Below are 25,003 nucleotides of genomic sequence, written 5' to 3'. Positions count from 1 at the left end.
CTAAAGGGGACTGTTACCCTTTGATGCGTTTTTTTCTATTGGTTTCGTAATCTTCAAAAATCATTTCGCCCAATCCTTTCAGTCCTGTATAAAAGGCCTTTCCTTGGTTGGCGTAGGTAAACTCACGAACAAATTGCATTAAATAAGCATCTTGGGCAATCATAAAAGTAGTGATTGGAATATGAAGCCGTCTTGCCTGCTGTGCCATGGCATAGCACTTATTGACTATAAAATCGTCCAAGCCATAACTGTTTTTATAATATTCGCCATTGGGCAAACGCAAACAACTAGGTTTTCCATCGGTGATCATAAAGATTTGCTTATTGGTGTTGCGCTTACGCCTTAGTAAATCCATGGCCAATTGCAACCCGGCCACGGTATTGGTATGGTATGGACCAACCTGTAGATAGGGCAAGTCCTTAATTTGAATTTGCCACGCATCGTTACCAAACACCAAAATATCCAAGGTATCCTTTGGATAACGGGTAGTGATCAATTCTGCTAAGGCCATGGCCACTTTTTTGGCTGGAGTAATGCGGTCCTCTCCATATAAAATCATGCTATGGCTAATATCAATCATCAAAACCGTACTCATTTGGGACTTGTGAAGGGTCTCCTCCACTACCAAATCGTCCTCAGACAACCTGAAATTTCCAAGGCCATGATTGATTTGGGCATTCTTTAAACTTTCGGTCATGGACACTCGATCCAAAGCATCCCCAAATTGGTACTCTCTATAGTCGCCAGTATGCTCATCGCCAATCCCTGGGCTTTTACTCCTATGGTTCCCTTGGCCACTGCGTTTGATCTTTCCAAAAATTTGGTCCAAGGCCGCCCTTCTAATCGCACGTTCTGTTTTGGAGGTAATCCCCAAGCCTCCTTCTCCATCAGGACGCAATTCTTCGCGGATATAGCCTTTCTTTTTAAGGTCTTCAATAAAATCGTCTATGGAATAATCTTCTGTCGTGAGATTGTATTCCTTATCCAATTCCCGTAACCAATCAATAGCTTCATCAAAATCGCCCGAAGTATGGGTGATCAATTCCATAAAGATATCCAGGAGCTTATCAAAAATAGATTGCTCCGGTGCCTCATAATTTCTAAAGACAAATCCCTTAAAAAAATAACCCTTTGTTTTCATAGCCCTATAAAATTACAATTTTTTGGAACGCCATCCGAATGTTATCGCAGTGCATCCCAAAACACCTCCCAAAGAGCCACTCCACGGCTCCTTTTCAAAAAAACACCTCATAATACACTGACAAACAATAAATTAGCACTAATCACCAGTGCTTCAGGATCAAAGCTGATAATTATCATATTATATTTTTTCTTATCTTTTAACCTTTGTTTAACAGATTAAACAAAAATTCATGGAGGGTCTAACCTGCTATCATTGTGGCGATTATTGCAATTCCAACACGATTACTTTGGACGAAAAAGTATTCTGTTGCAATGGGTGTAAGACCGTTTATGAGATTTTTTCGGATAATGGACTAACCTGTTACTACGATTTCCAGTCGTCTCCGGGAGCAACTCCAAAAATCCAACAGCACAAATACGACTTTCTTTCAGAAGCATCCATTATTGATGAGCTTACCGATTTTAATGATGGTAATGTACAGATTACAACTCTGTATATTCCGCATGTGCATTGTAGTTCCTGTATCTGGATTCTGGAAAACCTCAACAAGCTCAACCGTAACATAAGCAGTTCCCAAGTTAATTTTGGAAAAAAGACCGTGACCGTAACCTATAATAGTGACGCCTGCTCCCTAAAGGAATTGGTATTGCTATTAAGCAGTATTGGTTATGAACCCTATATAAGTCTGGACGATTTTAAAAACAATAAAAAGCAGATTGACCGCTCCTTAATTTACAAATTGGGAATTGCTGGTTTTGCCTTTGGAAACGTCATGTTCCTGTCATTCCCTGAATATTTTGAAGTTGGGGAATATTGGTTGGAACAGTACAAAGTAGTCTTTAGGTGGTTGATGTTTGCCTTTTCCCTTCCCGTGGTATTCTATGCAGCACAAGACTATTTTGTGTCTGCCTACAAAGGGCTGCGCTCAAAATTATTGAACATTGATGTGCCAATTGCCCTAGGAATTGCCGTCCTATTTATAAGAAGTACCATTGAAATTATCTTCGATTTGGGCAGCGGCTTTTTCGACAGCCTTACCGGTTTAGTGTTCTTTTTATTGGTTGGGAAGTTCTTTCAACAGAAAACCTATTCCTTCCTGTCGTTTGAGCGCGACTACAAATCGTACTTCCCTATTGCCGTTACCAAATTGGAAAACGGCCAAGAAAGCAATATTCAGGTTTACGACATCAAAAAAGGAGACCGTTTGCTCATAAGAAATGAAGAGTTGATCCCTGTAGATGGGATTTTATTGAAAGGTGATGCCGCCATCGACTACAGTTTCGTGACGGGAGAATCCAAAAAAGTAAAAAAGGTTTCGGGTGATAAGCTTTTTGCCGGAGGTAAGCAGACTTCTGGTGTGATAGAAATGGAAGCCGTAAAACCAGTAGAACAAAGTTACCTTACACAATTGTGGAGCAATGAGGTGTTTCAACAGGATAAAGAGCACCGCTTTACCACATTGACCAATACCATAAGTAAACACTTTACCATTGCCGTATTAAGCATTGCCCTTATTGCTACCGTGATTTGGTTAGTCGTCAACCCTAGCAAAGCCATGAATGTTTTTACGGCAGTACTCATCATTGCCTGTCCTTGTGCCATTGCCTTGGCTGCGCCATTTACCTTAGGCAATATTTTACGAATTTTTGGCAAACATAAATTCTATCTCAAAAATGCATCGGTGATTGAGCAATTGGCTGACATCAACCTGATTATTTTTGACAAAACTGGCACCATTACCTCCAACAAACAGACTCAAGCGGTGTATGATGGTATGCCCTTGACGAATCAAGAGGAAGAACTTTTAAAAAGTACCGTTCGTAATTCCAACCACCCCTTAAGTCGTAATCTGTACCAACTGCTAAAGGAACATGATATTTTGCCTTTGGGCCATTTTGAAGAGCACCCAGGACAAGGTATTGAAGGTAGATTTAACAGTGACCTTATTAAAATAGGTTCGGCAAATTTTGTTGGAAAAATTGAAACCTCGTCTGTTTTGGAAACGAGTGTACACATTAGTACAAACAACGTATATAAAGGTAAATACACCTTTTACAACAACTATCGAAAAGGGCTAACGCAACTTTTTAATCTGTTAAAAAAAGAAAACGATTTAGTAATTCTTTCGGGAGATAACGATGGTGAAAGTGATAATCTTAAAAAGTTATTGCCCGCCAAAACAAAATTGATCTTCAACCAAAAACCAGACGACAAACTGGAATACATCAAACACCACCAAAGCGAAGGTGCCAAAATAATGATGGTTGGAGATGGTTTGAACGATGCTGGAGCTTTGGCCCAAAGTAATGTAGGGATTGCCATTTCAGAAAATGTGAATGTATTTTCCCCTGCTTGCGACGCCATTTTGGACGCTTCAAAATTCAATTATTTGTACCAATACATTCAAACCTCCAAAAAAGCCATCCAAATCATCAAGTGGAGCTTTATGCTATCGCTGGTATACAATCTTATAGGACTCTTTTTCGCCGTAACCGGTCAATTATCACCAGTTATCGCAGCCATCTTAATGCCCTTGAGTTCTATTAGCATCGTGGTATTCACCACCATTGCTACCAATATGTTGGGCAAAAAACTAAATTAAAAATTACTGGACTATGAAACTAAGCAAATTAAACCCTAAATTTAAGTATCAATTCAACACATTATGAGTGTTTTATACCTATTACTAAGTATCAGCATTGTGGTTGCCGTGGTGTTTTTCTTCGCCTTTGTTATGGCTGTAAGAAAAGGACAGTACGACGATAGCTATACACCCTCCATACGCATGCTCTTTGAAGACGAGCTTGTAAAAGATGTACAAAAACCTTCAGTTAAACACAAAAAGACCAATTAAATTATGGAAGTAGAACAATTTTATTACGACAATAAAATCGTCAAGAAATTCCTCACAGCAACCATGCTTTGGGGTGTTGTTGGAATGCTCGTAGGGCTCCTGCTAGCATTTATGTTTATTTTCCCAAACCTAACCGAGGGCATTCCTTGGCTGAGCTTCGGGCGTTTGCGTCCGTTGCATACCAATGCCGTTATTTTTGCCTTTGTTGGAAACGCCATTTTCGCTGGGGTCTACTACTCCTCCCAACGACTTCTTAAAGCTAGAATGTTTAGTGATACACTAAGTAACATCAACTTTTGGGGCTGGCAGTTAATTATTGTTTCCGCTGCGCTCTCTCTGCCTTTAGGTTTCACGACTTCTAAAGAATACGCCGAATTGGAATGGCCTATAGATATTGCCATTGCCGTAGTTTGGGTGGTTTTTGGATGGAACCTTATCGGCACCATTTTAAAACGTAGACAACGTCATATGTATGTAGCCATTTGGTTCTACTTGGCCACTTTTGTAACGGTTGCGGTTCTGCATATCTTTAACAGTTTGGAACTACCTGTAAGCGGACTGAAAAGTTACTCGGTTTACGCCGGAGTACAGGATGCTTTGGTGCAGTGGTGGTATGGCCACAATGCGGTAGCATTCTTCTTGACCACGCCGTTTTTGGGATTGATGTATTATTTTGTTCCAAAAGCTGCCGATAGACCAATTTACTCTTATCGTTTATCCATCATCCACTTCTGGTCCCTGATTTTCATTTATATCTGGGCCGGACCTCATCACTTGTTATACACGGCGCTTCCTGAATGGGCGCAAAACCTAGGAGTTGCCTTTTCGGTAATGCTTATCATGCCATCTTGGGGAGGGATGATCAACGGACTTCTTACTTTGAGAGGTGCTTGGGATAAGGTACGTGTTGACCCGGTATTGAAATTTATGGTAGTGGCTATTACTGGTTATGGTATGGCTACTTTTGAAGGGCCTACCCTTTCTTTAAAAAGTGTAAATGCGGTGGCCCACTTTACAGACTGGATCATTGCCCACGTACACGTAGGAGCCTTAGCTTGGAACGGATTTATGGCCTACGGAATGATTTACTGGTTGATACCGCGTTTGTACAAAACCAAATTATATTCTGTTGGATTGGCCAACTTACACTTTTGGATAGGTACTTTAGGGATCATCATGTACGCCCTTCCAATGTATGTGGCTGGATTTACCCAAGCCAGTATGTGGAAACAATTCAACCCAGACGGTACCCTGGTATATGGTAACTTCTTGGAAACTGTAACCGAAATCATGCCAATGTACTTAATGCGTGCCATTGGAGGAACCATGTATGTAATCGGTATCTTGATTTTGGTATACAACATTATTGCAACCATCAGAACTTCTAATGCATCCGTTACCGATGAATTGGCAGAAGCTCCAGCACTTCAACCAGTCGCTAAGCACCGTGTTGCCGGTGAAGGCTACCATACTTGGTTAGAGCGTAAACCGGTTAAATTGACTATCTACGCGACGATTGCTATCCTTATTGGGGGTATTGTGCAGATTGTACCAACAATTATGGTAAAATCCAATATTCCAACTATTAGCAGTATCCAACCTTATACGCCTTTGGAATTGGAAGGTCGCGATATTTACATCCGTGAAGGTTGTGTGAGCTGTCACTCCCAAATGGTACGTCCGTTTAGAAGTGAGGTAGAACGTTATGGTGAATACTCTAAAGCAGGGGAATTTGTCTACGACCACCCATTCTTATGGGGAAGTAAACGTACCGGGCCAGACTTACACCGTTTGGGTCAAAAGTATTCCGACAACTGGCACTTAAACCACATGTACGATCCACAAAGTACTTCATCAGGATCTATCATGCCAAGATACCCTTGGTTGATTAAAGATGAATTGGACAAGTCGCAAACAGAAGCAAAAATGCGCACCATGGTGAAATTGGGAGTGCCTTATACCGATGAGGATATTGCCAATGCCCAACAACAAATGTTGGAGCAAGGAACTCAAATTGAGAAGAACCTGTATTCCGATCCAGACTTCGCTGAAACCTATGAAGCCGACAAAAAATCTGGAGGTGCTGATTTCGTTGAAATGCGCAATCGTGAAATTGTGGCCCTTATTGCCTACCTACAGCGTTTAGGTACAGATATTAAAGTAAAACAGGATGTTTCATCTAGTTCAAACTAAGGCCTTATGTTAAAATTTATAAAACATCATATGGACAGTATTGAAGGGATAGAAATCTACCCCATCATTTCACTACTGATATTTTTCATCTTTTTTGTACTTCTTTTTTGGTGGGTATTTACCGCCAAAAAAGAGTACATCTCTAGAATGAGCAACCTTCCATTAGACAACCAAAATATCGATTAATCATGAGAAAATTAATTCCATCCTGGATACGAGTACCTGTCATCTTCTTTTTTATAGTAGGACTCATAGAATATAATATAGACTCCCATGGCAAGCCAGCCATTTTAGAACAGCCAGCATTATTGCTATTTGTCATATTTGTGCTTTTGTTGCTCATAGGTATTGAAGGGATTGTAAGTTCTATGGACAATATCCTTTACCAAAGTTTGGACGAAGAAGGTAAAAAGCGTTATGATGAAGCCCAAGCCAAAGACCCTAAATTTGTTGCTTGGATCAAGCGCACCTACCTAAAACTTTTGGGCTCCAAACCTATTGAATTGGAGCACGAAATCATTTTGGACCACAACTACGATGGCATTCAAGAACTTGACAACGACCTTCCACCATGGTGGCTATATGGGTTTTATGCAACCATTATTTTTGCCTTCGTATACTTATTTAAATATGAAGTATTCAATGCCGACGGACAATATGACGAACTAAAAACAGAATACGCCGAAGCTAAGGCTGCCATTGAAGAGTACAAAAAAACAGCCAAGGATTTGGTGGATGCCAATACCGTTGAAGTGCTGACCGATACAAAAGATCTTAGTGCAGGAAAAGCTATTTTCGACGCCAACTGTGTGGCTTGTCACAAAGCCGATGGTGGTGGTGGAATTGGTCCTAACCTAACCGATAATTATTGGATTTTGGGTGGGGGAATCAAGAATGTATTCCATACCATTTCGGAAGGTGGTCGTAACGGAAAAGGGATGATTGCCTGGAAGCAAAGTTTAAAACCTTCGCAAATTGCACAAGTAGCCAGCTATGTGTTGCAATTCCAAGGCACCACGCCTGCCGAACCTAAAGAACCACAAGGTGATTTATGGGCTCCGGAAGGACAAACCGCTCCTACAGAAACTCCTGAAGCCCCTGCTACCCCAAACGAACCTGAAGCAGAAACAGTAGTAGATTCTACTGCCACTGCCTCAGTGCAATAACCTAAATTATGGATACTCCGGAACAAGAAACATTTAGAGATTCTATTGGCACTGTCACTAAGGAAGGGAAACGCGCTTGGGTATACCCTAAAAAACCAAGTGGACCTTATTACGACAAACGTAAATTGGTAAGCTATGCTTTGTTGGCGTTTCTATTCTTGGCACCCTTTATTAAAATTAATGGCAACCAGTTTTTACTGTTCAATGTGCTGGAAAGGCGCTTCAACATTTTCTCGTTCCCATTTTGGCCACAGGATTTCTATTTGTTTGTAATAGCCATGGTGATTGGCATTTTGTTCATCACCTTGTTCACGGTAGGTTTCGGACGTATCTTTTGCGGGTGGATCTGTCCACAGACCATCTTTATGGAAATGGTCTTCCGCCGTATTGAATATTGGATTGATGGTGATCGCGGTAAACAAATGCGCTTGGACAGACAACCTTGGAATGCCGAAAAAATTAGAAAGCGTGCTTTAAAATGGAGCATCTTTTTATTGATTTCCTTCCTAATTGCCAACGTGTTTTTGGCCTATCTTATTGGTGGCGATAAGCTTCTTTCCAATATTATGGACGGTCCTTTCGAGCATTTGGGCACCTTGTTTCCATTGCTCATTTTTACAGGAGTATTCTATTTTATATTTGCTTGGTTCAGGGAACAAGTATGCATCATTGCCTGTCCTTATGGAAGGTTACAAGGTGTACTTTTGGATACCAAATCCATTGTAGTGGCTTACGACGATAAACGTGGTGAAGGCGAAAACGGAAGAAAAAAATTCAGAAAAAATGAAGACCGTCAAGCCCTTGGACATGGCGATTGTATCGATTGTTTGCAATGTGTGCATGTATGTCCTACCGGTATAGACATTAGAAACGGGACACAGTTGGAATGCGTAAACTGTACTGCCTGTATTGATGAATGCGACCATATCATGGAAAGTATCAACCTTCCAAAAGGATTGATTCGATATGCCAGTGAAGATGAAATTGAGAAGAAGGAAAAGTTCAAACTTACCCTTCGTATGAAAGGCTATATTGCGGTTCTTACCATATTGATTGGATTCTTAATCGGTCTTTTGGCATTGCGAAGCGATGTAGAAGCGACCATTTTAAGATTGCCAGGACAATTGTATGAACATAAGGATGACAATATCATCAGCAATGTCTTCACTTATAAATTGGTAAATAAAACGTCTAAGGACATTGAAAACATTAGTTTCAAACTACGAAATTATGAAGGCACCATTAATTTGGTGTCGGCCAAGGATAAGTTTGATGTGCCTGGACAGGACCTTTCAGAAGGGACATTGTTTATTGAGATTAAACAAGGAGATTTAAAAGGGGACAAAAATAAATTGACTATTGATGTTTACAGCAACGATGAATTGATTGAAACAACAACGGTTAATTTTTTAGGCCCTAGAAGTTATAAATAATCAAAAAACTATAAGCTATGAAATTTAATTGGGGAACAGGTATCGTAATTGCCTTTATAGCTTTTATGAGCTTTATACTCTACTTTGTGGTGATAATGAGTAAAAATCGAAATGACCACCATTTAGTAACCGAAGATTACTACCAACAGGAATTGGAATTCCAACATGATATTGATAAACTCAACAATGCCAAAAATTTGGAAGAAAACCTGCGTTGGCAAAAAACAGATAGTGGAATGCTCATCAGTTTTCCTGAAAATTTGGAAACCCAAAAAATCGCAGGAAATATTGAATTGTACCGCCCTTCCAACAAGCATTTGGATTATAAAACAGCCATTGAGCTTACGGACCATACGGTCTTGATACCTAATGACCGCCTTTTGGAAGGACGTTGGGACATAAGAATAGACTGGACTTATAACAACACACCTTATTTGTACAAACAGCAAATAGTTTACTAAAATGCTCTGGACGGCCTTTATATTGGGATTATTGGGAAGTTTACATTGTGTAGGCATGTGCGGGCCCATTGCCTTTATGCTGCCTGTAGACCGCTCAAATACCACAAAAAAAGTGGGGCAAATTGCTATTTACCACTTGGGCCGAATTTTGGCCTATAGTATTCTGGGCTTTGTTTTTGGACTCATTGGAAAAAGCCTCTATCTATTTGGGATCCAACAACAGCTCTCCATTGCCATCGGGATTTTGATGATCTTGGCGATCTTACTTCCCCAAGGGAAATTCAATACCTCCCGACTTACGGCTCCCATTTTTAAAGTCATTTCAAAAATTAAACAAAATCTAGGCAATGCGCTACAAAAAAGAACTGCCGACACCTTTTTAACCATCGGCTTTCTAAATGGATTTTTACCCTGCGGATTGGTTTACATGGCCATCTTTGGGGCCATTGCCAACCAAAACATGTTAGAGGGGAGTTTGTATATGGCGCTTTTTGGTTTAGGCACGGTTCCTTTAATGACCTCTGCCATTTATCTAGGAAAGTTCCTCAGTTCTGAAGTAAAACAACGCATTCAAAAAGCAATTCCGGTATTCGTGGTTATTATCGGTCTAATGTTTATCCTTAGAGGCTTAGGTTTGGGCATCCCTTACCTTTCTCCTGCCCCATCAACTCCTATGGCCAGTAGCCATATAGAATGCCACTAAACAAAAAAAGGGTTGGAAGATTCCAACCCTTTTCATTTTCTTTTATCTAAACTTAGATCTTGAAAGTCAACACAGGCAATGATGCATGGTTGGCAATATCTTCAGAGATACTTCCTTCAAAGAAATGTAAAAAGCCAGTTCTACCATGTGTAGCCACAGCAATTAAATCGGCGTTGATTTTGTTGGCATAATTAAATACCCCACCTTCAACGGTATAATCGTTAACAATAGCTACGTTTTCTTTTTGATCTAAATTACCATCGGTCTTGTTCAAGAAGTTGGTGATCTTCTCTTCGATTTCATCAGAATTTCTAAAACTGTCTGAAGGCAAGTTCACATAAAGAATATGTGGAGTCACTTTCATAGCTTTGAAAAGGGACATGGCCTTTTTATACACCCCATAAGTTTTACTAGAGAAATCGCAAGCAAACACGGCATTGTTAAATTCTACATTGGCCAATTTTTCCTTCACAACCAATACAGGTACATCAGAATGTCTTACCACCTTCTCGGTATTGGATCCTACAAAGATTTCAGAGAAACCACTAGCGCCCTTAGATCCCATAACAATTAAGTCTACACTATGGCTTGCTGCCACTTCTGCTAATTCACTAAATACTTTAAAGTGCTTTACTACAGGGGTCACTGTTAAACCTTCCAAATAAGGTTTGTCCAAGAAAGTTTCAAATTTCTTTTCGGCTATCTTTAAGAAAAATACGGCCTTTTCTCCCTGCTCAAGGTCTCCTGTATTTAAAACCGCCTCAGAAATTTCAAGCATGTGCATTACTAATATTTCACTATCATGCTCTCTGGCTATGGCTGCCGCTGCCTCCAATGCATATTCAGAATATTCAGAGAAGTCAACGGGAACGATAATTTTTTTCATTGTAATAAGTAGTTTAGGTTATGTTTTTTCCAAGGATAAAATTACGATTTTTATTCAGCTTTTACGTACAATGACCATGAAATTAACATCGAAAACCTTATTTATTTACAATCAAAACTGTGGTTCCTAGACTTCAAATAAATTTTAGTATTCTTCATATAATCCTTAACTTTCGGTAAAATTCAAACCAAATTAACAATGAAAGCATCAATCTTAATAGTTCCTATATTGGCAGTTAGCCTTTTTATGGGATGTAAAAACGATCATAAAAAAACAATGGAAGGTACTGAGCAAGAAAGTACCGAAACGGTAACCACACCGGAGAAAACAGAAATGGATAATCACGCTGCCGAAACAAAAAAAATTAAGGTGAGATTGGAGCCAAAAAGTAAAAGCAATGTTTCTGGAAATGTCCTTTTTAAGGAAGTTGATGGGATTGTATCCATGGTAGCCGTATTCGACGGATTGAGTGAGGGGGAACATGCCATCCACTTACATGAAAAAGCAGACTGCTCTGCAGAAGATGGAACTTCCAGTGGTGGTCACTGGAACCCAACAGCACAACCTCATGGCAAATGGGGAAGCGCTGAAGGTTACCATAAAGGTGATATAGGTAATTTTACAGCCGATGCCAAAGGCCATGGTACCATTAGCTTTAGTACCGATGAATGGTGTATTGGTTGTGGAGATCCTTCCAAAGACATTTTAGGGAAAGCCGTAATTGTGCATCAAGGTACAGACGATTTCACCACACAACCTACAGGTAACGCCGGTGGTCGTGTAAGCTGTGGAGGAATTATTGAGTAAGAAAAGAATGTTCACCAATAGAAGTGAATTTTCAATTTCAACAACATAAAAAAGATGTCCTGAATGGGCATCTTTTTTTTATGCCAATAAAACTCCCAAAAACTGCTCGAAATCGCCTGTTTTACTAGAAAATTTAATTATCCATAAATTCTTTCGCAATCGGTTGCTTTTTTCATGAAAATTACCCTATTTTTTTCGTAGATTGCAAAGAGATTATTTCTACAAGCCGAAAATTGAAAAGGCAGCAACAGATGGATTCGCTGAAGTAATAATCCACAAAAACTAACTTCTAACCCATAATTAAACTACTTGTAGAATGACTTCAGATTCTCAAAAGCTCTCCGTAATGGAAAAGGTTGGCTACGCCTTGGGAGATTTGGCCGCCAATCTTGTATTTCAAACCTTAATTACTTACCTAGCCTTTTTCTACACCGATATTTACGGCTTGGACAACAACCATGCCTCGGTAATCATGCTCACTGTTGGCCTTGTGGCCGCTTTTGTTTTCAACCCTATCATTGGGGCCGTGGCCGACAGAACTCAATCCCGCTGGGGAAAATTCAGACCTTGGATTCTTTATACTGCGGTTCCCTTGGGTGTTGTGGCGCTTTTGGCCTTTACAACTCCCGACTTCTCTTATAAAGGTAAAGTTATTTGGGCCGTAGTAACCTATACCCTACTCCTGTTATTATATGCCGCCAATAACTTGCCATATTCGGCATTGAGCGGTGTGATTACCGGAGATATGAAAGAACGCAACAGCATGTCGGCCTATCGTTTTGTAGCTGTTATGTTTGCGCAGTTCTTTGTACAAGTACTCATGCTTCCCATTATCATGTATGTAGGTGAAGGCGATAAGGCTGCCGGGATAGAAACCGTAATGACCTGGTTGGCCATTATTGGAACAGTAATGCTCCTCATCACTTTTGCATCAACCAAGGAACGTATTGTCCCTAAACCTGAACAGCAAGCAAGTTTGAAGGAAGACTTATCCGATTTGTTTCAAAACCGACCTTGGGTCATCATGCTATCTTTAACCATTTTGATTTTTATCACTTTGGCCATGAAGGGCGGCTCGTATTTGTATTATTTCAATAATTATGTAGACCAAGCTGCCTTAACCGATTACATCAGCCCTATTTTGGATACAATGTCCAGTATGGGTATTAATTTCTTTGGTTCCGATCCTGTGTCTGCAGGCTTTGGATTGTTCAATGCAGGTGGGATTATCTTTATGATTATAGGAATTACCATCTCCAAAAAACTGGCCGACAAATATGGCAAACGAGATGTGTTTGGCATCGCTCTATTCATCTCTACCCTATTTATCATGGCCTTTTACTTTTTTCAACCCAAAAGTGTTGGCTTGATGTTTTGGTCGCAAATCCTCCATGGCTTTTTCTATGGCATCACCATTCCTATTCTTTGGGCCATGATAGCGGATGTAGCCGATTACTCGGAATGGCGCACCAATAGACGTGCTACCGCCATCATCTTTTCCGCCATGATGGTAGGCCTTAAAGCGGGTATAAGTATCGGCGGAGCCCTATTAACTTGGATTTTGGGAAGATATGGTTACATTAACAAAGATATGGTGCCTGCAGGTAAGGAAATCATACAGCCCGAAAGTGTGGCTCAGGGAGCTAAAATGTTGGTGAGTATTTATCCTGCCATTCCATTTTTGATAGGCGCTGCCATCTTGTTTTTCTATGTCATCAATAAGCAAATGGAAACCCAAATTGAAAACGACCTAAAAGCACGTAGATAATCAATTTCAAATTACAAGGATTATGAAACTTAAATATCTTCTTCTTACTCTTCTGATTGTAGGCTGCAAGGCAAAAGAATCTAAAGATACCAAGATTGAAAAGCCTCAAGAAGTCACTTCTTTGAAGGAAGCTTTAAAAAGTGATTTTTATATTGGCACAGCACTTAATGTGAATCAAATCCATGAACGGGATGAGGCCACCGATAGTGTAATCAAAACCCATTTCAATGCCATTGTTGCAGAAAACTGTATGAAATCGGGACTGATTCACCCAGAAAAGGACACCTACTTTTGGGAGGATGCCGATGCCTTCGTAAATTTTGGAATGAAGAACAACATGTTCATTACAGGGCATACCCTGGCATGGCATTCGCAAACACCTCCATGGCTGTTTGTAGACGACCAAGGGAATGATGTCTCTAGGGAAGAATTGATTGCCCGTATGACAGACCATATAACCACCCTCATGACCCGCTACAAAGGCAAAGTAAAAGGTTGGGATGTAGTAAACGAGGCCCTCAATGAAGATGGTACAATGCGAGAGAGTAAATTCTACAGCATCATCGGGCCAGATTGGGTAGAAATCATGTTTGGGATTGCCCAAAAAGTAGATCCTAACACAGAACTTTACTACAACGACTACAATCTTTCCAATCCGGAAAAACGCCAAGGCGCTGTCAATTTGGTAAAATCCATTCAGGAAAAAGGGATTAAAGTGACTGGAATAGGCATGCAAAGCCACATTTCTATGGACAACCCCGACTTGAAAGTATATGAAGAAAGTATTGAAGCCTTTTCAAAATTGGGCACCGTGATGATTACCGAATTTGATCTTTCGGTTTTAAAATGGCCCAACAGACAGATGACTGCCGATATTTCGGAACGTGCTGCCTATATGGAGAAAATGGATCCTTTTAAAACAGGATTGCCAGATTCTATGGCCATGGCCCAACAGGAACGTTTCCAAAAAGTGTTCAATATATGGAAGAAACACAGCAAAAGCATTACAAGGGTAACCACTTGGGGCGTTAACGATGGGAATTCTTGGAAAAATGACTTCCCAATTCCTGGAAGAACTGATTACCCGTTGTTATTCGATAGAGACAACAAGGCAAAACCAATTGTAACCGACATTATTAAACAGGCTAACACCACAAACCACGCGACTCATGAATAAAATAGCCAGACATCTCGTAAAACATATTTACACAGCCGATCCTTCGGCCCATGTATTCAATGGAAAACTATACATCTATCCGTCTCACGACATTGATGCAGGTGAAGCCTTTGACGATTTAGGAAGTCACTTCGATATGGAAGATTACCATGTATTTTCAATGGACACTCCGGATAGTGAAGCTGTAGATCATGGGGTGGCTTTGCACGTAAAAGATGTGCAATGGGCAGAAAAACAAATGTGGGCACCAGATGCCGCCGAAAAGGACGGCACCTATTACCTCTATTTTCCGGCCAAAGACCGTGAAGGGATTTTTAGAATTGGTGTGGCTGTAAGCAACTCACCAACGGGACCTTTCACCCCACAGCCAGATGCCATCAAAGGCAGCTTTTCCATAGATCCTGCCGTATTTAAAGATAAAGATGGGGAACACTACATGTATTTTGGAGGCCTTTGGGGTGGACAATTGCAACGTTGGAGAACAGATCATTTCAATGCCGATGAACCAGAAAGTCCTTTTGCTCATATTCCGCAAGATCACGAACCTGCTCTCTGCCCTAAAGTGGCCAAACTCACCGATGACCTATTGGAATTTGCCGAAATGCCAAAGGATTTGCTCATCTTGGATAAATTTGGTGAGCCACTAAAAGCAGGTGACCATAACCGTCGATTTTTCGAAGCAGCTTGGATGCACTACCACAACGGAAACTATTATTTTTCCTATTCCACTGGAGATACCCACATGCTGTGCTATGCTATTGGCGACAATCCCTATGGTCCATTTACTTATGCCGGAGTCATCTTAACACCTGTGGTTGGTTGGACGACTCACCATAGCATTTGCAAGTTTGAAGACAAATGGTATTTGTTCCATCACGACAGTAAATTATCGGATGGTGTCACCCATTTAAGGAGCATTAAAATGGTAGAATTACAGCACAGACCGGATGGTACTATAGAAACCCTGGATGGTATGATGGAATAATTCCATTCATTTCAGAAAAGTAAGACAGCATAAGCTAATTTGATTTGGAAGTCACTTCGGGTTTAAGATTAAAAAGTATCTTTACACCTTAAATTTTTCAGAAAAGCCTATGAACCCGTCTGCCAATGGTTGGATAAAAAAATGTCTTAAGGAAGTTTCTAAAAATGACAGCTTCCTTAACCATGGTGACTATCAATTTTATGAGTCTTTAAAACATTGTGGTTTTATTTATGGTAGCAATGTAGAAGTAGTACTCAATGGCATTTACAATAGGGATTTCTCCCACGAGGAGCTCGGAAAAGTCAACCTCCTATTGGCCTTTTATTATGTGCACCACCTTCAAAAAGAACCTCAAAACTTTATTGATAGTGTAGTAGGATTTTACAATACCATTGCTGCTTACAAAAGTTCCTTTTTTGAAGATTTATTGGGTGAAAAAACCTCATCTGAACTACTGGAGAGCATTATTGACAAACGCGTGCATATCGATGACAATATCATCACCAAAAACTTCAATTATTTTATTACGAACGCCTTGTTGTTTGTAGATGTTTTGGCCTACCAAAAATACCTCAGCACCCACAACATTACTGAAGCTTATATCAAGCAAATGGAAGCTTGTATAGAAACCATTGTGGTAACGGTATTTGATTATAAAGCTGAAAAATCGCAGTATGATAGAAGTTTGATTAAGTTACTCAAGGCTTCTTTACGCTACCAAAACAAGGAAGCCCTAAGCTATGAAGATGTCATTACCTGTATGGAAACCCCTCTCTCCAAATTTTACATTACCGATGTGGTTTGTATGGCCTTTTGGAGCGATAAAGTAATTGATACGGAAGAGCAAAAGTTTTTAAAACGTTTTGGAAAGGATCTGCAATTGCCCGACACAGTCATCCAACAATCGGTGAAAGATATCGATTTGTTTTACAAAACCAACAAGGATAAAATAGCTCTGTTGAATTCCAAAAACATGGTGCAGAGTTTTTACGACAATTCCAGTAGAATGGTCAGCAAGCTTATAAAACGTAACAGCAAACGCCTGCTCAAGGAATTGAAGCAAAGCAAGGAATTAATGGTCCTACTTACCAAATCAACCACTCGCCCACTTACCGATGAAGAACAGAAAAAGGTGACCGATCAACTTTTGGACATCATTAAAACCATCCCAAGTTTGGCCATTTTCTTATTGCCTGGAGGGATGTTGCTCTTGCCTATTTTTATAAAATTCATTCCTAAAATGCTCCCATCGGCTTTTGATGATAACCGAGTGGATGAGGATTAATTAGAACAATTATTCTAACCAATCTTTAAAATCCCTAACGCGTTCTCGGGCCACAATAACCTCATGTTCCCTAAAGCTACCCAACTTTATCTGCAATCTGGAATTGGTATAACTAATCATGTCCTGTATGGCATTGATATTGACAAAAAACTTTCGGTTGATCCTGAAAAACAGATTGGGGTCCAACTCCTGTTCCAGTTGCTCCAAGGTGGTATCCAATAAATAATTGCGTCCTTCGGCCGTATGGGCATAGGTGCCTTTGTTTTCACTGTAAAAACATTCAATGCTCTCTGTGGTTATCAATTTTAAATGTTGGCCAACTTTCACTGAAAAGCGCTTTTTATAATCACGTTCTATAGGATTCACCAACAGTTTTTTGATGGCTTCAAAATCCAAACCCATCAAACCTTGTTGGGGCAAACGCTGTTGGTATTTTTCCACTGCCTTTTTCAGCTCTGCTTCATCAATAGGTTTCAGAAGGTAATCAATACTGTTCAACTTAAAAGCCCTAAGGGCATATTCATCGTAGGCCGTTGTGAATATGATGGGTGAGGTAATGGATACAGCTTCAAAGATTTCAAAGGACAATCCATCACTCAACTGGATATCCAAAAAAATCAAATCCGGATGTGGATTGGATTGAAACCAAGTAATAGATTCTTCCACAGAATGCAACAAAGTATCTACTTGCACACCAATTTTGTCCAACATACGCTGCAGGCGTCTTGCCGAGGGTTTTTCGTCCTCAATAATCAGTGCGTTCATTGCCATTTTTGCTGATCTTTTTCCATAAACTCCTTTATTTTTCGTTCTTCCCAATGCTTTCCAAACAAGAGGTCGGGGCCAAATACTCCAAAGGCATGGAAGCCTAAGCCTATTCCCCAGAAAATAGCTGTAGCAAAGGTGCCAAAATTCCAAATATTTCCATGACTTGAAATAGCAATGGTAATGATGATGAATAAATTGACAATGACATAGGACGCCAAATGCCAATAAAATCCAACCAGTTTTTCAACTTTTTTCTTAGCTCTTAAATAAGCTTCTTCCTTATAAATATAAGTGTCCTCCAAACGCGGCGGAAACTTATCGTTGTTTTGATACGGTTCCATGATCAGCTCCATTTTTGTTGATTTTCTTCTTCTTTCATAAACTCCTTAATCTTCCTGTTTTCCCAATTTTGGCCCAAAATGCCATCATTAACAAAGACATTGTAGGCCTGAAAAATAAGGCCCATGCCCCATCCCAAAAGTGGGAACCAAAACCAATGGAAGCCCCAAAAGGTTTTGTAGTTGATAAAGATTAAAAAAGGAATTACGAGTAGGTAAGAGATCAAACTGTAATAAAATCCTTTTAGGTTGTCTACATGTTTTCTGGCTCGCAAATAGCTGTCGTCAAATTGTGAAGCGGGTTGTAATAATGGTCTCATAACGGATATTTTTTTGGACAGCATTGGAATAGCCACTGAGAACTTTCCTTGCTGTTGGTGAATACTAACGGTTTTATTGGTAAGCAATTCGTAGCGCTGTTTTATGTTTTCAAGCCCTACACCGCTACCACGCTTAACTATCTGTTTGGGCTGTAAATTATTTTCCACTACAAGCGCTCCTTCACGCTCATATATAGTGATATAAAGTGGTTTTGAACTTGTGACCATATTGTGCTTCACAGCATTTTCCAAGAGCAATTGCAATGACAGCGGCACTACTTTATAGTCTGGATTGGAAGCCCTTTCCGGAATATCAAACACAATACTGTCTTCAAAGCGCATCTTCAACAAAGTCATATAGGTTCTGGCGAAGTCCAGCTCCTCATCAACAGTTACCAAATCTTTGTTCTTTTGCTCCAACACATAGCGATACACTTTGGAAAGCGAGGTGGTAAACTGTTGGGCACTCTCAGGGTTTTCCTCAATCAAACTGGTCAGCACATTCAAACTGTTGAACAAAAAATGGGGATCCAACTGGTTTTTTAGCGCATCGAATTTGGCACTGGCCGTTCCTGCAATAACTTGCTGTTCCTTGATCTTATTCTTTTGGTACCGATTGTAAAAAAAGATCACATGAAAAATAGCAATAACGGTCAAGGTAATCCACAGTCCAAATTTATAGGCTTCAAGTGTTTCCTGTTCCAAAAAGCTTCCAAAGGAATGTCCATTGAATACCATGGCCGTCAAGGCTCTTAACACAAACAAACCAATTAAAGTGATGATGGTGGCTCCCAATACACCTACTACAATTCGCTTGAAGTAATGCTTCCATTGAAAGCGCTCCAAATATTGAAAAAAGTACATATTGGAGTACCCCAATACAAAGGCGTACAATTGGTAAAACACAAAGTCAATGACATAATCGGTGATGCTTTTATTGGTAAATCCTCCGTAGAGTAAATTGCCAAATACAAATATGGCACAGCCAATACCAAAGGCGATAAAGAAAGATTTCATTGACTTGTTCATGATGTTATGCTAGTGTTTTTCTTGACAGGATTCTGCCAGCAATTGTTCCAACCTTTGCTGTCCCCAATTGGGATGAAAAGGCGTCTCTGGTTTAAAGGTAGCAAAAAGTTCCAAGGCGCTTTGCATGCCTTTTTCAAAATTGGATTGTGCTTGGGATATACTTCCCAAAAGCAACAAAATGATGTAGATAAAATGCTTCATAATGCTAAGTTTTAATGTTAAAACAAATATCCTGCGCTTTAAGAAGTTTTTGAAAAGAAGTCTACCGAACTGTCACTTTTAAAAGCTGAATTGTGTGAACCTTCCAATTTCCCAAAAGTGAGTATCTTTAAATTTCATAACTTTCAAATCTAAAATCTCAATTCATGCGAATCCTTCTCTTCCTTTTATGTACAGCTTTAATGTCCTGCGGAAATGCTTCCTCAGAAAAGAAAATTGATCAAACGTATAAAGAAGACATTGAAGCGTTTTGGAAGTCTAAAAATGAGGTAAGAAAGGACAACTATCTGCAGTTATCTGGTTTGTTAAAACTTACAGACAGTAGCACTGTTTTTGGACTGAATGCCTCCAACCAACCTTCCACAAAAAAGGAAGCCATGCAAACCATATTTGGAAATTATACCCAACAAGGCGATAGCCTTATATTCACTCCTGCTGAAACCAAAATTATTACGGCAGAAGCCGATACCATATCAGCTAGACTCCCCATGGTTTTTGATAACTACGGAAGCTCACAAATGCTACATCAAGAGCATATAAAATGGCAAATTATTACCCGAGGCGATAACCGCTATATTCGGGTTTGGGATGCAAAGAATCCGGCCATAGACGCTTTTAAAGGTTTTGAAACCTTCCCTTTAAATCCAAATTTTATCCTAGAAGGGCAATTTACCTATTACGACCAAACCCAAACTAAAGATGTAGAATCCAAATTAGGCTATATGCATGCCACAGATTTTGCCGGTTTTGTAAGTTTTGAATTTGAAGGTAAAGAATACAAACTCGACACTGAAGCTGATGGTTTTATCATGTTAAGTGATGCCACTTCCGGCAATACCACTTATGGTGGCGGACGCTACTATGTCTTGGAAATACCAAGTACCAACGGGCCTGTTACTATTGATTTCAATAAGCTATATAATCCACCATGCGCTTATTGTGCCTTTACAACTTGCTTATTGCCCCCAAGTCAAAACCAATTACCATTCGAAATTTTAGCAGGAGAAACAACCACTAGATTATAATACCATGAAAAATACATGCTTCCTTATATGCACCATACTGTTTACCTTAGTGAACTGTGGTTCAAAACCAAATAAAACAACCCAGAACATGGAACCTTTTTCAATTGGGGAAGGTAGCCTCTATGGAAATGGAGATGAAGGCATTCCCAAACAACAGCTCATTATTGAAACCGAAGAACAATGGCATGCTTTAAAAAAACAAATGGATCGTGTAAATCCTGTATCGGAGCAATTCACGCCAAAAGATATTAATTTTAAGACCCATCAAGTCATTGCGGTATTTGAGAGTGTAAAAACTACGGGAGGTTACCATATCTACCTCAATTTGGAAACTACCCAAACCCAACGCACCATTACCGTAAAAACCAAAGCGCCGGAAGGCATGGCCACCATGGTCATGACCCAACCCTTTAAAATCATGGCCATTCCACGAATGGACACACCCATAATATTTCAATAAAAAAAGCACCTCAATGAGGTGCTTTCCTTTTAATATATAAGATTGGAGATTACTTTACATCCATCAATTCTACGTCGAATACCAAAGTAGCGTCACCAGGAATCACACCTCCAGCACCACGACTTCCATACCCTAAATCGCTAGGGATTACAAAACGTGCTTTGTCACCTACCTGCAAAAGCCCAATACCTTCATCCCATCCAGCAATCACCTGACCAACACCTACGGTAAATTCCAATGGTTGGTTACGCTTATAGGAAGAATCGAATACAGTCCCATCAGCCAATTGACCTTTATAGTGTACGGCAACAGTTTTTCCTTTTTCGGCTTTTTTACCAGCTCCCTTCTGGATGATTTGGTAGCGTAAACCGCTAGCAGTTTCTTCAAAACCAGCAGCCAACTTATCCAACTCTGCTCTCTTGGCTTCACGCTCGGCAGCAATACGCTTTTCACGAGATCCTTCAAAAGTTCTAAAAGCTTCAATAGCATTAAAGTTTTCAGCAGCCTCACCTACACGGATAATTTCAACCGCATCCATAACATCACCTTGGGAAATAGCATCCACCACATCCTGGCCTTCTACCACTTTTCCAAATACGGTATGCATATTGTCCAACCAAGGCGTCTCTACATGCGTGATAAAAAACTGGCTACCATTGGTTCCAGGACCGGCATTGGCCATAGACAATACACCAGGACCATCGTGCTTCAAGTCTGAGTGGAATTCATCGTCAAATTTATATCCTGGACTTCCAGTTCCTGTTCCTTGAGGACATCCTCCTTGAATCATAAAGTCTGGAATTACTCTGTGGAATTTCAACCCATTATAATAAGGTGTTCCCTGTGGCTTTGCCGAATTTTCCAAATTTCCTTCTGCCAAGGCCACAAAGTTTCCAACCGTTCCCGGTACTTTTTCAAATTCTAAAGCAACCAATATGTCGCCTTTGCTTGTATTAAATTTTGCGTATAAACCGTCTTGCATTGTCTTTGTATTTTGTTTCGATGTGCAAAGATACTAAACTATGGTTGAAGCAGAAAGCTTCCCTAAAGAAGATGGAGAATGAAAAGTACTTTAAACAAAAGCTTCACTTGCCTTTTACACGATTTGCACAAGCTTTCCTGAAACCCTAGATTTGCAATAATCTAACAGATACCTATGAAATTTTCACTTACAAAACTTAAAGCGGCCTTTGGAGATTCCAAAACAATGGAAAAATTGCACGCTGACAGCTATACCCAAAACATCATCAACGATATCAAAGATGAACCTTTTGCTGTTGGTACAGAGAACGTGTGCTATGCGGGCATTACCGAATTGGGAGGCTACCATTTTTTACAGACCATTATCGTTGGAAGTTTTCATATCAAAACCATCAAAGGGGCACGATTGACCATAAATGGCAAAGATTTTAAAATGGTCATGACTTCTGACATGGAAGAATTGGAGTCTGAGCATTCAGACGTTTCCAACCGAAGCATCACACGCATCGATTTTGCCATTGAAAAAGAAGACATAACTAAATTCAAAAAATCGAACATCAAAAGTTTATTGTTGGAAGCAAAAAAACACCGCATTCCTTTTGATATCTATAAAGATCCAAAAGAAGCTTAATTATATGTTGTCATTTCAACAGAGTGGAACGAAATGAAGAAACAAAAAAGGGAGCCATTGGCTCCCTTTTACTATAGTTTAAAGGTATGCTATTTAATTAGCTACCTCACTGATAAACTTTATACGATACAAACGTAATTCCTCATCGTCATAATCTCCATCAAACTCCTCAATGGCATCGGATATTTTATCGGTTTCAGAATCCATAAAATACTCATGGATTTCCTCTTGCTGGTCTTCATCCAAGATTTCGTCAATCCAATAATCGATATTCAGCTTGGTCCCCGAATATACAATGGCTTCCATCTCCTTGATAAACTCGCCCATGCTCATTCCTTTGGAAGCAGCAATGTCATCCAACGGCAACTTTCTATCCACATTTTGAATGATAAAAAGTTTTAAAGCCGAATTGGTTCCGGTACTCTTTACCACCATATCGTCAGGACGGATGATATCGTTTTCTTCCACATAACGGGCAATCAATTCGATAAAGTCCTTTCCGTATTTCTTGGCCTTTCCTTCTCCTACACCGTGAACATAGCTCAGTTCTTCAATAGTCATAGGATACTTAAGGGCCATATCCTCTAAAGAAGGATCTTGGAAAATCACAAAAGGCGGCACACCCAATTTTTTAGCATTGCGCTTGCGCAAGTCCTTGAGCATTCCCATAAGTTTTTCATCGGCAACGGCACCTCCAGATTTAGCAGCAGTTACAATGCTTTCATCGGTAGTTTCATCGAACACATGATCTTCCGTCATCATAAAAGAGATAGGCTCCTTTAAATAAGCCTTCCCTGCTTTGGATAAACGCATCACGCCATAGGTTTCGATGTCCTTTCTTAAATAACCGGCTACCAACAATTGGCGAATAAGAGCCATCCAATAACGTTTGTCATGATGGCTTCCAATACCAAAAAATGGCTGGTCATCGGTTCTATGCGAAGTAATCAGGGCATTGGAACGCCCAAGCAACACATGTACCAAATCCTTAGCCTTATATTTTTCATTGGTCTTTTTAACGGTTTCCAAAACAGTAACTACGTCCTCTTGGGCTTCGTGCTGTTTCTTTGGGTGACGCACATTGTCATCCATATCACCTCCTTCACCAGTGGCATTATCAAATTCTTCCCCAAAATAGTGAAGAATGAATTTACGGCGCGACACCGAACTTTCAGCAAAGGCAACGACCTCTTGCAATAAGGCATGCCCAATTTCCTGTTCGGCTACTGGTTTCCCAGCCATAAATTTCTCTAGCTTTTCAATATCCTTATAGGCATAAAACGCCAAACAATGGCCTTCGCCACCATCACGTCCTGCCCTACCTGTTTCTTGATAGTAACTTTCAATACTTTTTGGCATGTCGTGGTGGATCACAAAACGCACATCTGGTTTGTCAATCCCCATACCAAAGGCAATGGTGGCCACTACCACATCCACATCTTCCATCAAGAACATGTCTTGGTGCTTAACCCTTGTTTTAGGATCTAGCCCTGCGTGATACGGTACTGCCTTAATGCCATTTACTTGAAGTACCTGCGCCAATTCCTCTACTCGCTTTCTGCTCAAACAATACACAATCCCCGATTTACCTTCGTTCTGTTTGATAAATCGAATGATGTCCGCATCCACTTGTTTGGTCTTTGGGCGTACTTCGTAATACAAGTTTGGACGGTTAAAGGAAGCCTTAAACAGATTGGCATCCGTAATATCCAAACTTTTCAGGATGTCCTCCTGTACCTTAGGCGTGGCCGTAGCGGTCAACCCTATGATAGGAATGTTCTCCCCAATACGTTTGATAATGTGTCTTAAATTGCGGTATTCAGGTCTAAAATCGTGGCCCCATTCACTGATACAGTGGGCCTCATCTACCGCCATAAAGGAAATAGGCACCGAGCGTAAAAACTCTACGGTTTCTTCCTTGGTCAACGACTCTGGTGCTACATACAATAATTTGGTAATGCCGTTAGTGATATCTGATTTAACACGGCGAACTTCGGTTTTGTTTAGTGATGAATTCAGTACATGGGCAATGCCTTCATTGTCCGAAATCCCCCTGATAGCGTCAACTTGGTTCTTCATTAACGCAATTAATGGCGACACTATAATAGCTGTTCCATCCTTGATAAGGGCTGGAAGTTGATAGCAAAGCGACTTCCCTCCTCCGGTGGGCATGATTACAAACGTATTACGCCCTTCAACAATACTTTGAATTACAGGCTCTTGCAATCCTTTGAATTTAGAAAATCCAAAGTACTGCTTCAGCGCTGAATGCAAGTCAATTTCTTTGATACTCATTAATCCCTATTAGTATTTTATATACATTTGCATAGATTAAAGATATGAATTTCTTTAACCGCTTCAAACCATAAA

Annotated in this window: 24 protein-coding genes; 16 read left to right on the top strand and 8 right to left on the bottom strand. The window is 40.1% G+C overall.

Annotated elements, in window-relative coordinates:
* Window positions 1–13: 13 nt before the first annotated feature.
* Window positions 14–1,141, bottom strand: a complete 1,128-nt coding sequence (locus AC6I5C_RS06070) for a vWA domain-containing protein (RefSeq protein ID WP_053978293.1) — start codon at window positions 1,139–1,141, stop codon at window positions 14–16.
* A 232-nt stretch (window positions 1,142–1,373) separates the two neighbouring features.
* Between AC6I5C_RS06070 and AC6I5C_RS06065 the strand changes: the two genes are divergently transcribed.
* From AC6I5C_RS06065 to AC6I5C_RS06030, 8 genes are all read left to right on the top strand, one after another.
* Complete coding sequence (locus tag AC6I5C_RS06065; RefSeq protein ID WP_497904386.1) at window positions 1,374–3,746, top strand: heavy metal translocating P-type ATPase; 2,373 nt, start codon at window positions 1,374–1,376, stop codon at window positions 3,744–3,746.
* A 63-nt stretch (window positions 3,747–3,809) separates the two neighbouring features.
* Entirely contained in the window at window positions 3,810–3,998 is a 189-nt protein-coding gene (gene ccoS, locus AC6I5C_RS06060) for a cbb3-type cytochrome oxidase assembly protein CcoS (protein WP_053978291.1), read from the top strand.
* A gap of 3 nt (window positions 3,999–4,001) precedes the next feature.
* Window positions 4,002–6,191, top strand: a complete 2,190-nt coding sequence (gene ccoN, locus AC6I5C_RS06055) for a cytochrome-c oxidase, cbb3-type subunit I (RefSeq protein WP_497904385.1) — start codon at window positions 4,002–4,004, stop codon at window positions 6,189–6,191.
* Window positions 6,192–6,197: 6 nt separating this feature from the next.
* The gene (locus AC6I5C_RS06050; protein ID WP_053978289.1) at window positions 6,198–6,377 is read left to right on the top strand and encodes a cytochrome c oxidase subunit IV; all 180 of its coding nucleotides are present in this window, start codon (window positions 6,198–6,200) and stop codon (window positions 6,375–6,377) included.
* 2 nt (window positions 6,378–6,379) lie between these two features.
* Window positions 6,380–7,357: a cbb3-type cytochrome c oxidase N-terminal domain-containing protein gene (locus AC6I5C_RS06045; RefSeq protein ID WP_497904384.1), complete on the top strand. Its 978-nt coding sequence runs from the start codon at window positions 6,380–6,382 to the stop codon at window positions 7,355–7,357.
* Window positions 7,358–7,365: 8 nt separating this feature from the next.
* The gene (gene ccoG / locus AC6I5C_RS06040; protein WP_053978287.1) at window positions 7,366–8,790 is read left to right on the top strand and encodes a cytochrome c oxidase accessory protein CcoG; all 1,425 of its coding nucleotides are present in this window, start codon (window positions 7,366–7,368) and stop codon (window positions 8,788–8,790) included.
* A gap of 17 nt (window positions 8,791–8,807) precedes the next feature.
* Window positions 8,808–9,251, top strand: coding sequence for a FixH family protein (locus tag AC6I5C_RS06035; protein ID WP_497904383.1), 444 nt, complete (start codon window positions 8,808–8,810; stop codon window positions 9,249–9,251).
* A 1-nt stretch (window position 9,252) separates the two neighbouring features.
* Window positions 9,253–9,954: a sulfite exporter TauE/SafE family protein gene (locus AC6I5C_RS06030; protein ID WP_497904382.1), complete on the top strand. Its 702-nt coding sequence runs from the start codon at window positions 9,253–9,255 to the stop codon at window positions 9,952–9,954.
* A gap of 52 nt (window positions 9,955–10,006) precedes the next feature.
* Here the strand turns inward: AC6I5C_RS06030 and AC6I5C_RS06025 are convergent, their stop codons facing one another.
* Window positions 10,007–10,840 carry a universal stress protein gene (locus AC6I5C_RS06025; RefSeq protein ID WP_497904381.1) on the bottom strand — a complete coding sequence of 278 codons (834 nt, stop codon included), beginning with the start codon at window positions 10,838–10,840 and terminating at the stop codon, window positions 10,007–10,009.
* A gap of 198 nt (window positions 10,841–11,038) precedes the next feature.
* Between AC6I5C_RS06025 and AC6I5C_RS06020 the strand changes: the two genes are divergently transcribed.
* From AC6I5C_RS06020 to AC6I5C_RS06000, 5 genes are all read left to right on the top strand, one after another.
* Complete coding sequence (locus tag AC6I5C_RS06020; protein WP_497904380.1) at window positions 11,039–11,647, top strand: superoxide dismutase family protein; 609 nt, start codon at window positions 11,039–11,041, stop codon at window positions 11,645–11,647.
* 316 nt (window positions 11,648–11,963) lie between these two features.
* Window positions 11,964–13,415, top strand: coding sequence for an MFS transporter (locus AC6I5C_RS06015; RefSeq protein ID WP_497904379.1), 1,452 nt, complete (start codon window positions 11,964–11,966; stop codon window positions 13,413–13,415).
* Between the two features lie 22 nt (window positions 13,416–13,437).
* Window positions 13,438–14,592 carry an endo-1,4-beta-xylanase gene (locus tag AC6I5C_RS06010; RefSeq protein WP_497904378.1) on the top strand — a complete coding sequence of 385 codons (1,155 nt, stop codon included), beginning with the start codon at window positions 13,438–13,440 and terminating at the stop codon, window positions 14,590–14,592.
* Entirely contained in the window at window positions 14,585–15,577 is a 993-nt protein-coding gene (locus AC6I5C_RS06005; protein ID WP_497904377.1) for a glycoside hydrolase family 43 protein, read from the top strand. Before AC6I5C_RS06010 ends, AC6I5C_RS06005 begins: the two co-directional genes overlap by 8 nt.
* A gap of 109 nt (window positions 15,578–15,686) precedes the next feature.
* Window positions 15,687–16,862, top strand: a complete 1,176-nt coding sequence (locus AC6I5C_RS06000) for an LETM1-related biofilm-associated protein (protein WP_497904376.1) — start codon at window positions 15,687–15,689, stop codon at window positions 16,860–16,862.
* A 9-nt stretch (window positions 16,863–16,871) separates the two neighbouring features.
* Here the strand turns inward: AC6I5C_RS06000 and AC6I5C_RS05995 are convergent, their stop codons facing one another.
* From AC6I5C_RS05995 to AC6I5C_RS05980, 4 genes are read right to left on the bottom strand one after another with little or no spacing between them, the layout of a single operon-like run.
* Window positions 16,872–17,627, bottom strand: a complete 756-nt coding sequence (locus tag AC6I5C_RS05995; protein WP_497904375.1) for a LytR/AlgR family response regulator transcription factor — start codon at window positions 17,625–17,627, stop codon at window positions 16,872–16,874.
* Entirely contained in the window at window positions 17,624–17,971 is a 348-nt protein-coding gene (locus AC6I5C_RS05990; RefSeq protein WP_497904374.1) for a 2TM domain-containing protein, read from the bottom strand. Before AC6I5C_RS05990 ends, AC6I5C_RS05995 begins: the two co-directional genes overlap by 4 nt.
* A 2-nt stretch (window positions 17,972–17,973) precedes the next feature.
* The gene (locus AC6I5C_RS05985; RefSeq protein ID WP_497904373.1) at window positions 17,974–19,317 is read right to left on the bottom strand and encodes a histidine kinase; all 1,344 of its coding nucleotides are present in this window, start codon (window positions 19,315–19,317) and stop codon (window positions 17,974–17,976) included.
* A gap of 9 nt (window positions 19,318–19,326) precedes the next feature.
* Complete coding sequence (locus AC6I5C_RS05980) at window positions 19,327–19,518, bottom strand: hypothetical protein (RefSeq protein ID WP_497904372.1); 192 nt, start codon at window positions 19,516–19,518, stop codon at window positions 19,327–19,329.
* Between the two features lie 164 nt (window positions 19,519–19,682).
* Between AC6I5C_RS05980 and AC6I5C_RS05975 the strand changes: the two genes are divergently transcribed.
* Both AC6I5C_RS05975 and AC6I5C_RS05970 read left to right on the top strand, forming a co-directional pair.
* Entirely contained in the window at window positions 19,683–20,561 is an 879-nt protein-coding gene (locus AC6I5C_RS05975) for a DUF1684 domain-containing protein (protein WP_497904371.1), read from the top strand.
* An 88-nt stretch (window positions 20,562–20,649) separates the two neighbouring features.
* Window positions 20,650–21,021 (top strand): protease complex subunit PrcB family protein, encoded by a 372-nt coding sequence (locus AC6I5C_RS05970; protein WP_497904370.1) that lies wholly within the window; start codon window positions 20,650–20,652, stop codon window positions 21,019–21,021.
* Window positions 21,022–21,070: 49 nt separating this feature from the next.
* On the opposite strand, the gene AC6I5C_RS05965 is transcribed toward AC6I5C_RS05970, so the two are convergent.
* A complete protein-coding gene (locus AC6I5C_RS05965) occupies window positions 21,071–22,003 on the bottom strand; it encodes a peptidylprolyl isomerase (RefSeq protein WP_497904369.1) in 933 nt (310 codons plus the stop codon).
* Window positions 22,004–22,177: 174 nt separating this feature from the next.
* Between AC6I5C_RS05965 and AC6I5C_RS05960 the strand changes: the two genes are divergently transcribed.
* Entirely contained in the window at window positions 22,178–22,633 is a 456-nt protein-coding gene (locus AC6I5C_RS05960) for a hypothetical protein (RefSeq protein WP_497904368.1), read from the top strand.
* Between the two features lie 93 nt (window positions 22,634–22,726).
* Here AC6I5C_RS05960 and recQ read toward each other — a convergent pair whose 3' ends face one another.
* Window positions 22,727–24,928 carry a DNA helicase RecQ gene (gene recQ, locus AC6I5C_RS05955; protein ID WP_497904367.1) on the bottom strand — a complete coding sequence of 734 codons (2,202 nt, stop codon included), beginning with the start codon at window positions 24,926–24,928 and terminating at the stop codon, window positions 22,727–22,729.
* Window positions 24,929–25,003 lie beyond the last annotated feature (75 nt).

The sequence above is a fragment of the Mangrovimonas sp. sgz306409 genome (assembly GCF_059735265.1).
The sequence above is the reverse complement of the archived record's forward strand: the minus strand, read 5'-3'. Positions and strand labels throughout refer to the sequence as shown.

Coding starts and splice junctions, on each gene's coding strand:
- ccoS (WP_053978291.1), top strand. CDS start 3,810: ATGAGTGTTTTATACCTATTACTAAGTATCAGCATTGTGGTTGCCGTG.
- AC6I5C_RS06005 (WP_497904377.1), top strand. CDS start 14,585: ATGAATAAAATAGCCAGACATCTCGTAAAACATATTTACACAGCCGAT.
- AC6I5C_RS06020 (WP_497904380.1), top strand. CDS start 11,039: ATGAAAGCATCAATCTTAATAGTTCCTATATTGGCAGTTAGCCTTTTT.
- AC6I5C_RS06000 (WP_497904376.1), top strand. CDS start 15,687: ATGAACCCGTCTGCCAATGGTTGGATAAAAAAATGTCTTAAGGAAGTT.
- AC6I5C_RS06070 (WP_053978293.1), bottom strand. CDS start 1,141: ATGAAAACAAAGGGTTATTTTTTTAAGGGATTTGTCTTTAGAAATTAT.
- AC6I5C_RS05995 (WP_497904375.1), bottom strand. CDS start 17,627: ATGAACGCACTGATTATTGAGGACGAAAAACCCTCGGCAAGACGCCTG.
- AC6I5C_RS06045 (WP_497904384.1), top strand. CDS start 6,380: ATGAGAAAATTAATTCCATCCTGGATACGAGTACCTGTCATCTTCTTT.
- AC6I5C_RS05980 (WP_497904372.1), bottom strand. CDS start 19,518: ATGAAGCATTTTATCTACATCATTTTGTTGCTTTTGGGAAGTATATCC.
- AC6I5C_RS06035 (WP_497904383.1), top strand. CDS start 8,808: ATGAAATTTAATTGGGGAACAGGTATCGTAATTGCCTTTATAGCTTTT.
- AC6I5C_RS06050 (WP_053978289.1), top strand. CDS start 6,198: ATGTTAAAATTTATAAAACATCATATGGACAGTATTGAAGGGATAGAA.
- AC6I5C_RS06015 (WP_497904379.1), top strand. CDS start 11,964: ATGACTTCAGATTCTCAAAAGCTCTCCGTAATGGAAAAGGTTGGCTAC.
- AC6I5C_RS06030 (WP_497904382.1), top strand. CDS start 9,253: ATGCTCTGGACGGCCTTTATATTGGGATTATTGGGAAGTTTACATTGT.
- ccoN (WP_497904385.1), top strand. CDS start 4,002: ATGGAAGTAGAACAATTTTATTACGACAATAAAATCGTCAAGAAATTC.
- AC6I5C_RS05990 (WP_497904374.1), bottom strand. CDS start 17,971: ATGGAACCGTATCAAAACAACGATAAGTTTCCGCCGCGTTTGGAGGAC.
- AC6I5C_RS06010 (WP_497904378.1), top strand. CDS start 13,438: ATGAAACTTAAATATCTTCTTCTTACTCTTCTGATTGTAGGCTGCAAG.
- AC6I5C_RS06065 (WP_497904386.1), top strand. CDS start 1,374: ATGGAGGGTCTAACCTGCTATCATTGTGGCGATTATTGCAATTCCAAC.
- recQ (WP_497904367.1), bottom strand. CDS start 24,928: ATGAGTATCAAAGAAATTGACTTGCATTCAGCGCTGAAGCAGTACTTT.
- AC6I5C_RS05960 (WP_497904368.1), top strand. CDS start 22,178: ATGAAATTTTCACTTACAAAACTTAAAGCGGCCTTTGGAGATTCCAAA.
- AC6I5C_RS06025 (WP_497904381.1), bottom strand. CDS start 10,840: ATGAAAAAAATTATCGTTCCCGTTGACTTCTCTGAATATTCTGAATAT.
- AC6I5C_RS05965 (WP_497904369.1), bottom strand. CDS start 22,003: ATGCAAGACGGTTTATACGCAAAATTTAATACAAGCAAAGGCGACATA.
- AC6I5C_RS05985 (WP_497904373.1), bottom strand. CDS start 19,317: ATGAACAAGTCAATGAAATCTTTCTTTATCGCCTTTGGTATTGGCTGT.
- ccoG (WP_053978287.1), top strand. CDS start 7,366: ATGGATACTCCGGAACAAGAAACATTTAGAGATTCTATTGGCACTGTC.
- AC6I5C_RS05970 (WP_497904370.1), top strand. CDS start 20,650: ATGGAACCTTTTTCAATTGGGGAAGGTAGCCTCTATGGAAATGGAGAT.
- AC6I5C_RS05975 (WP_497904371.1), top strand. CDS start 19,683: ATGCGAATCCTTCTCTTCCTTTTATGTACAGCTTTAATGTCCTGCGGA.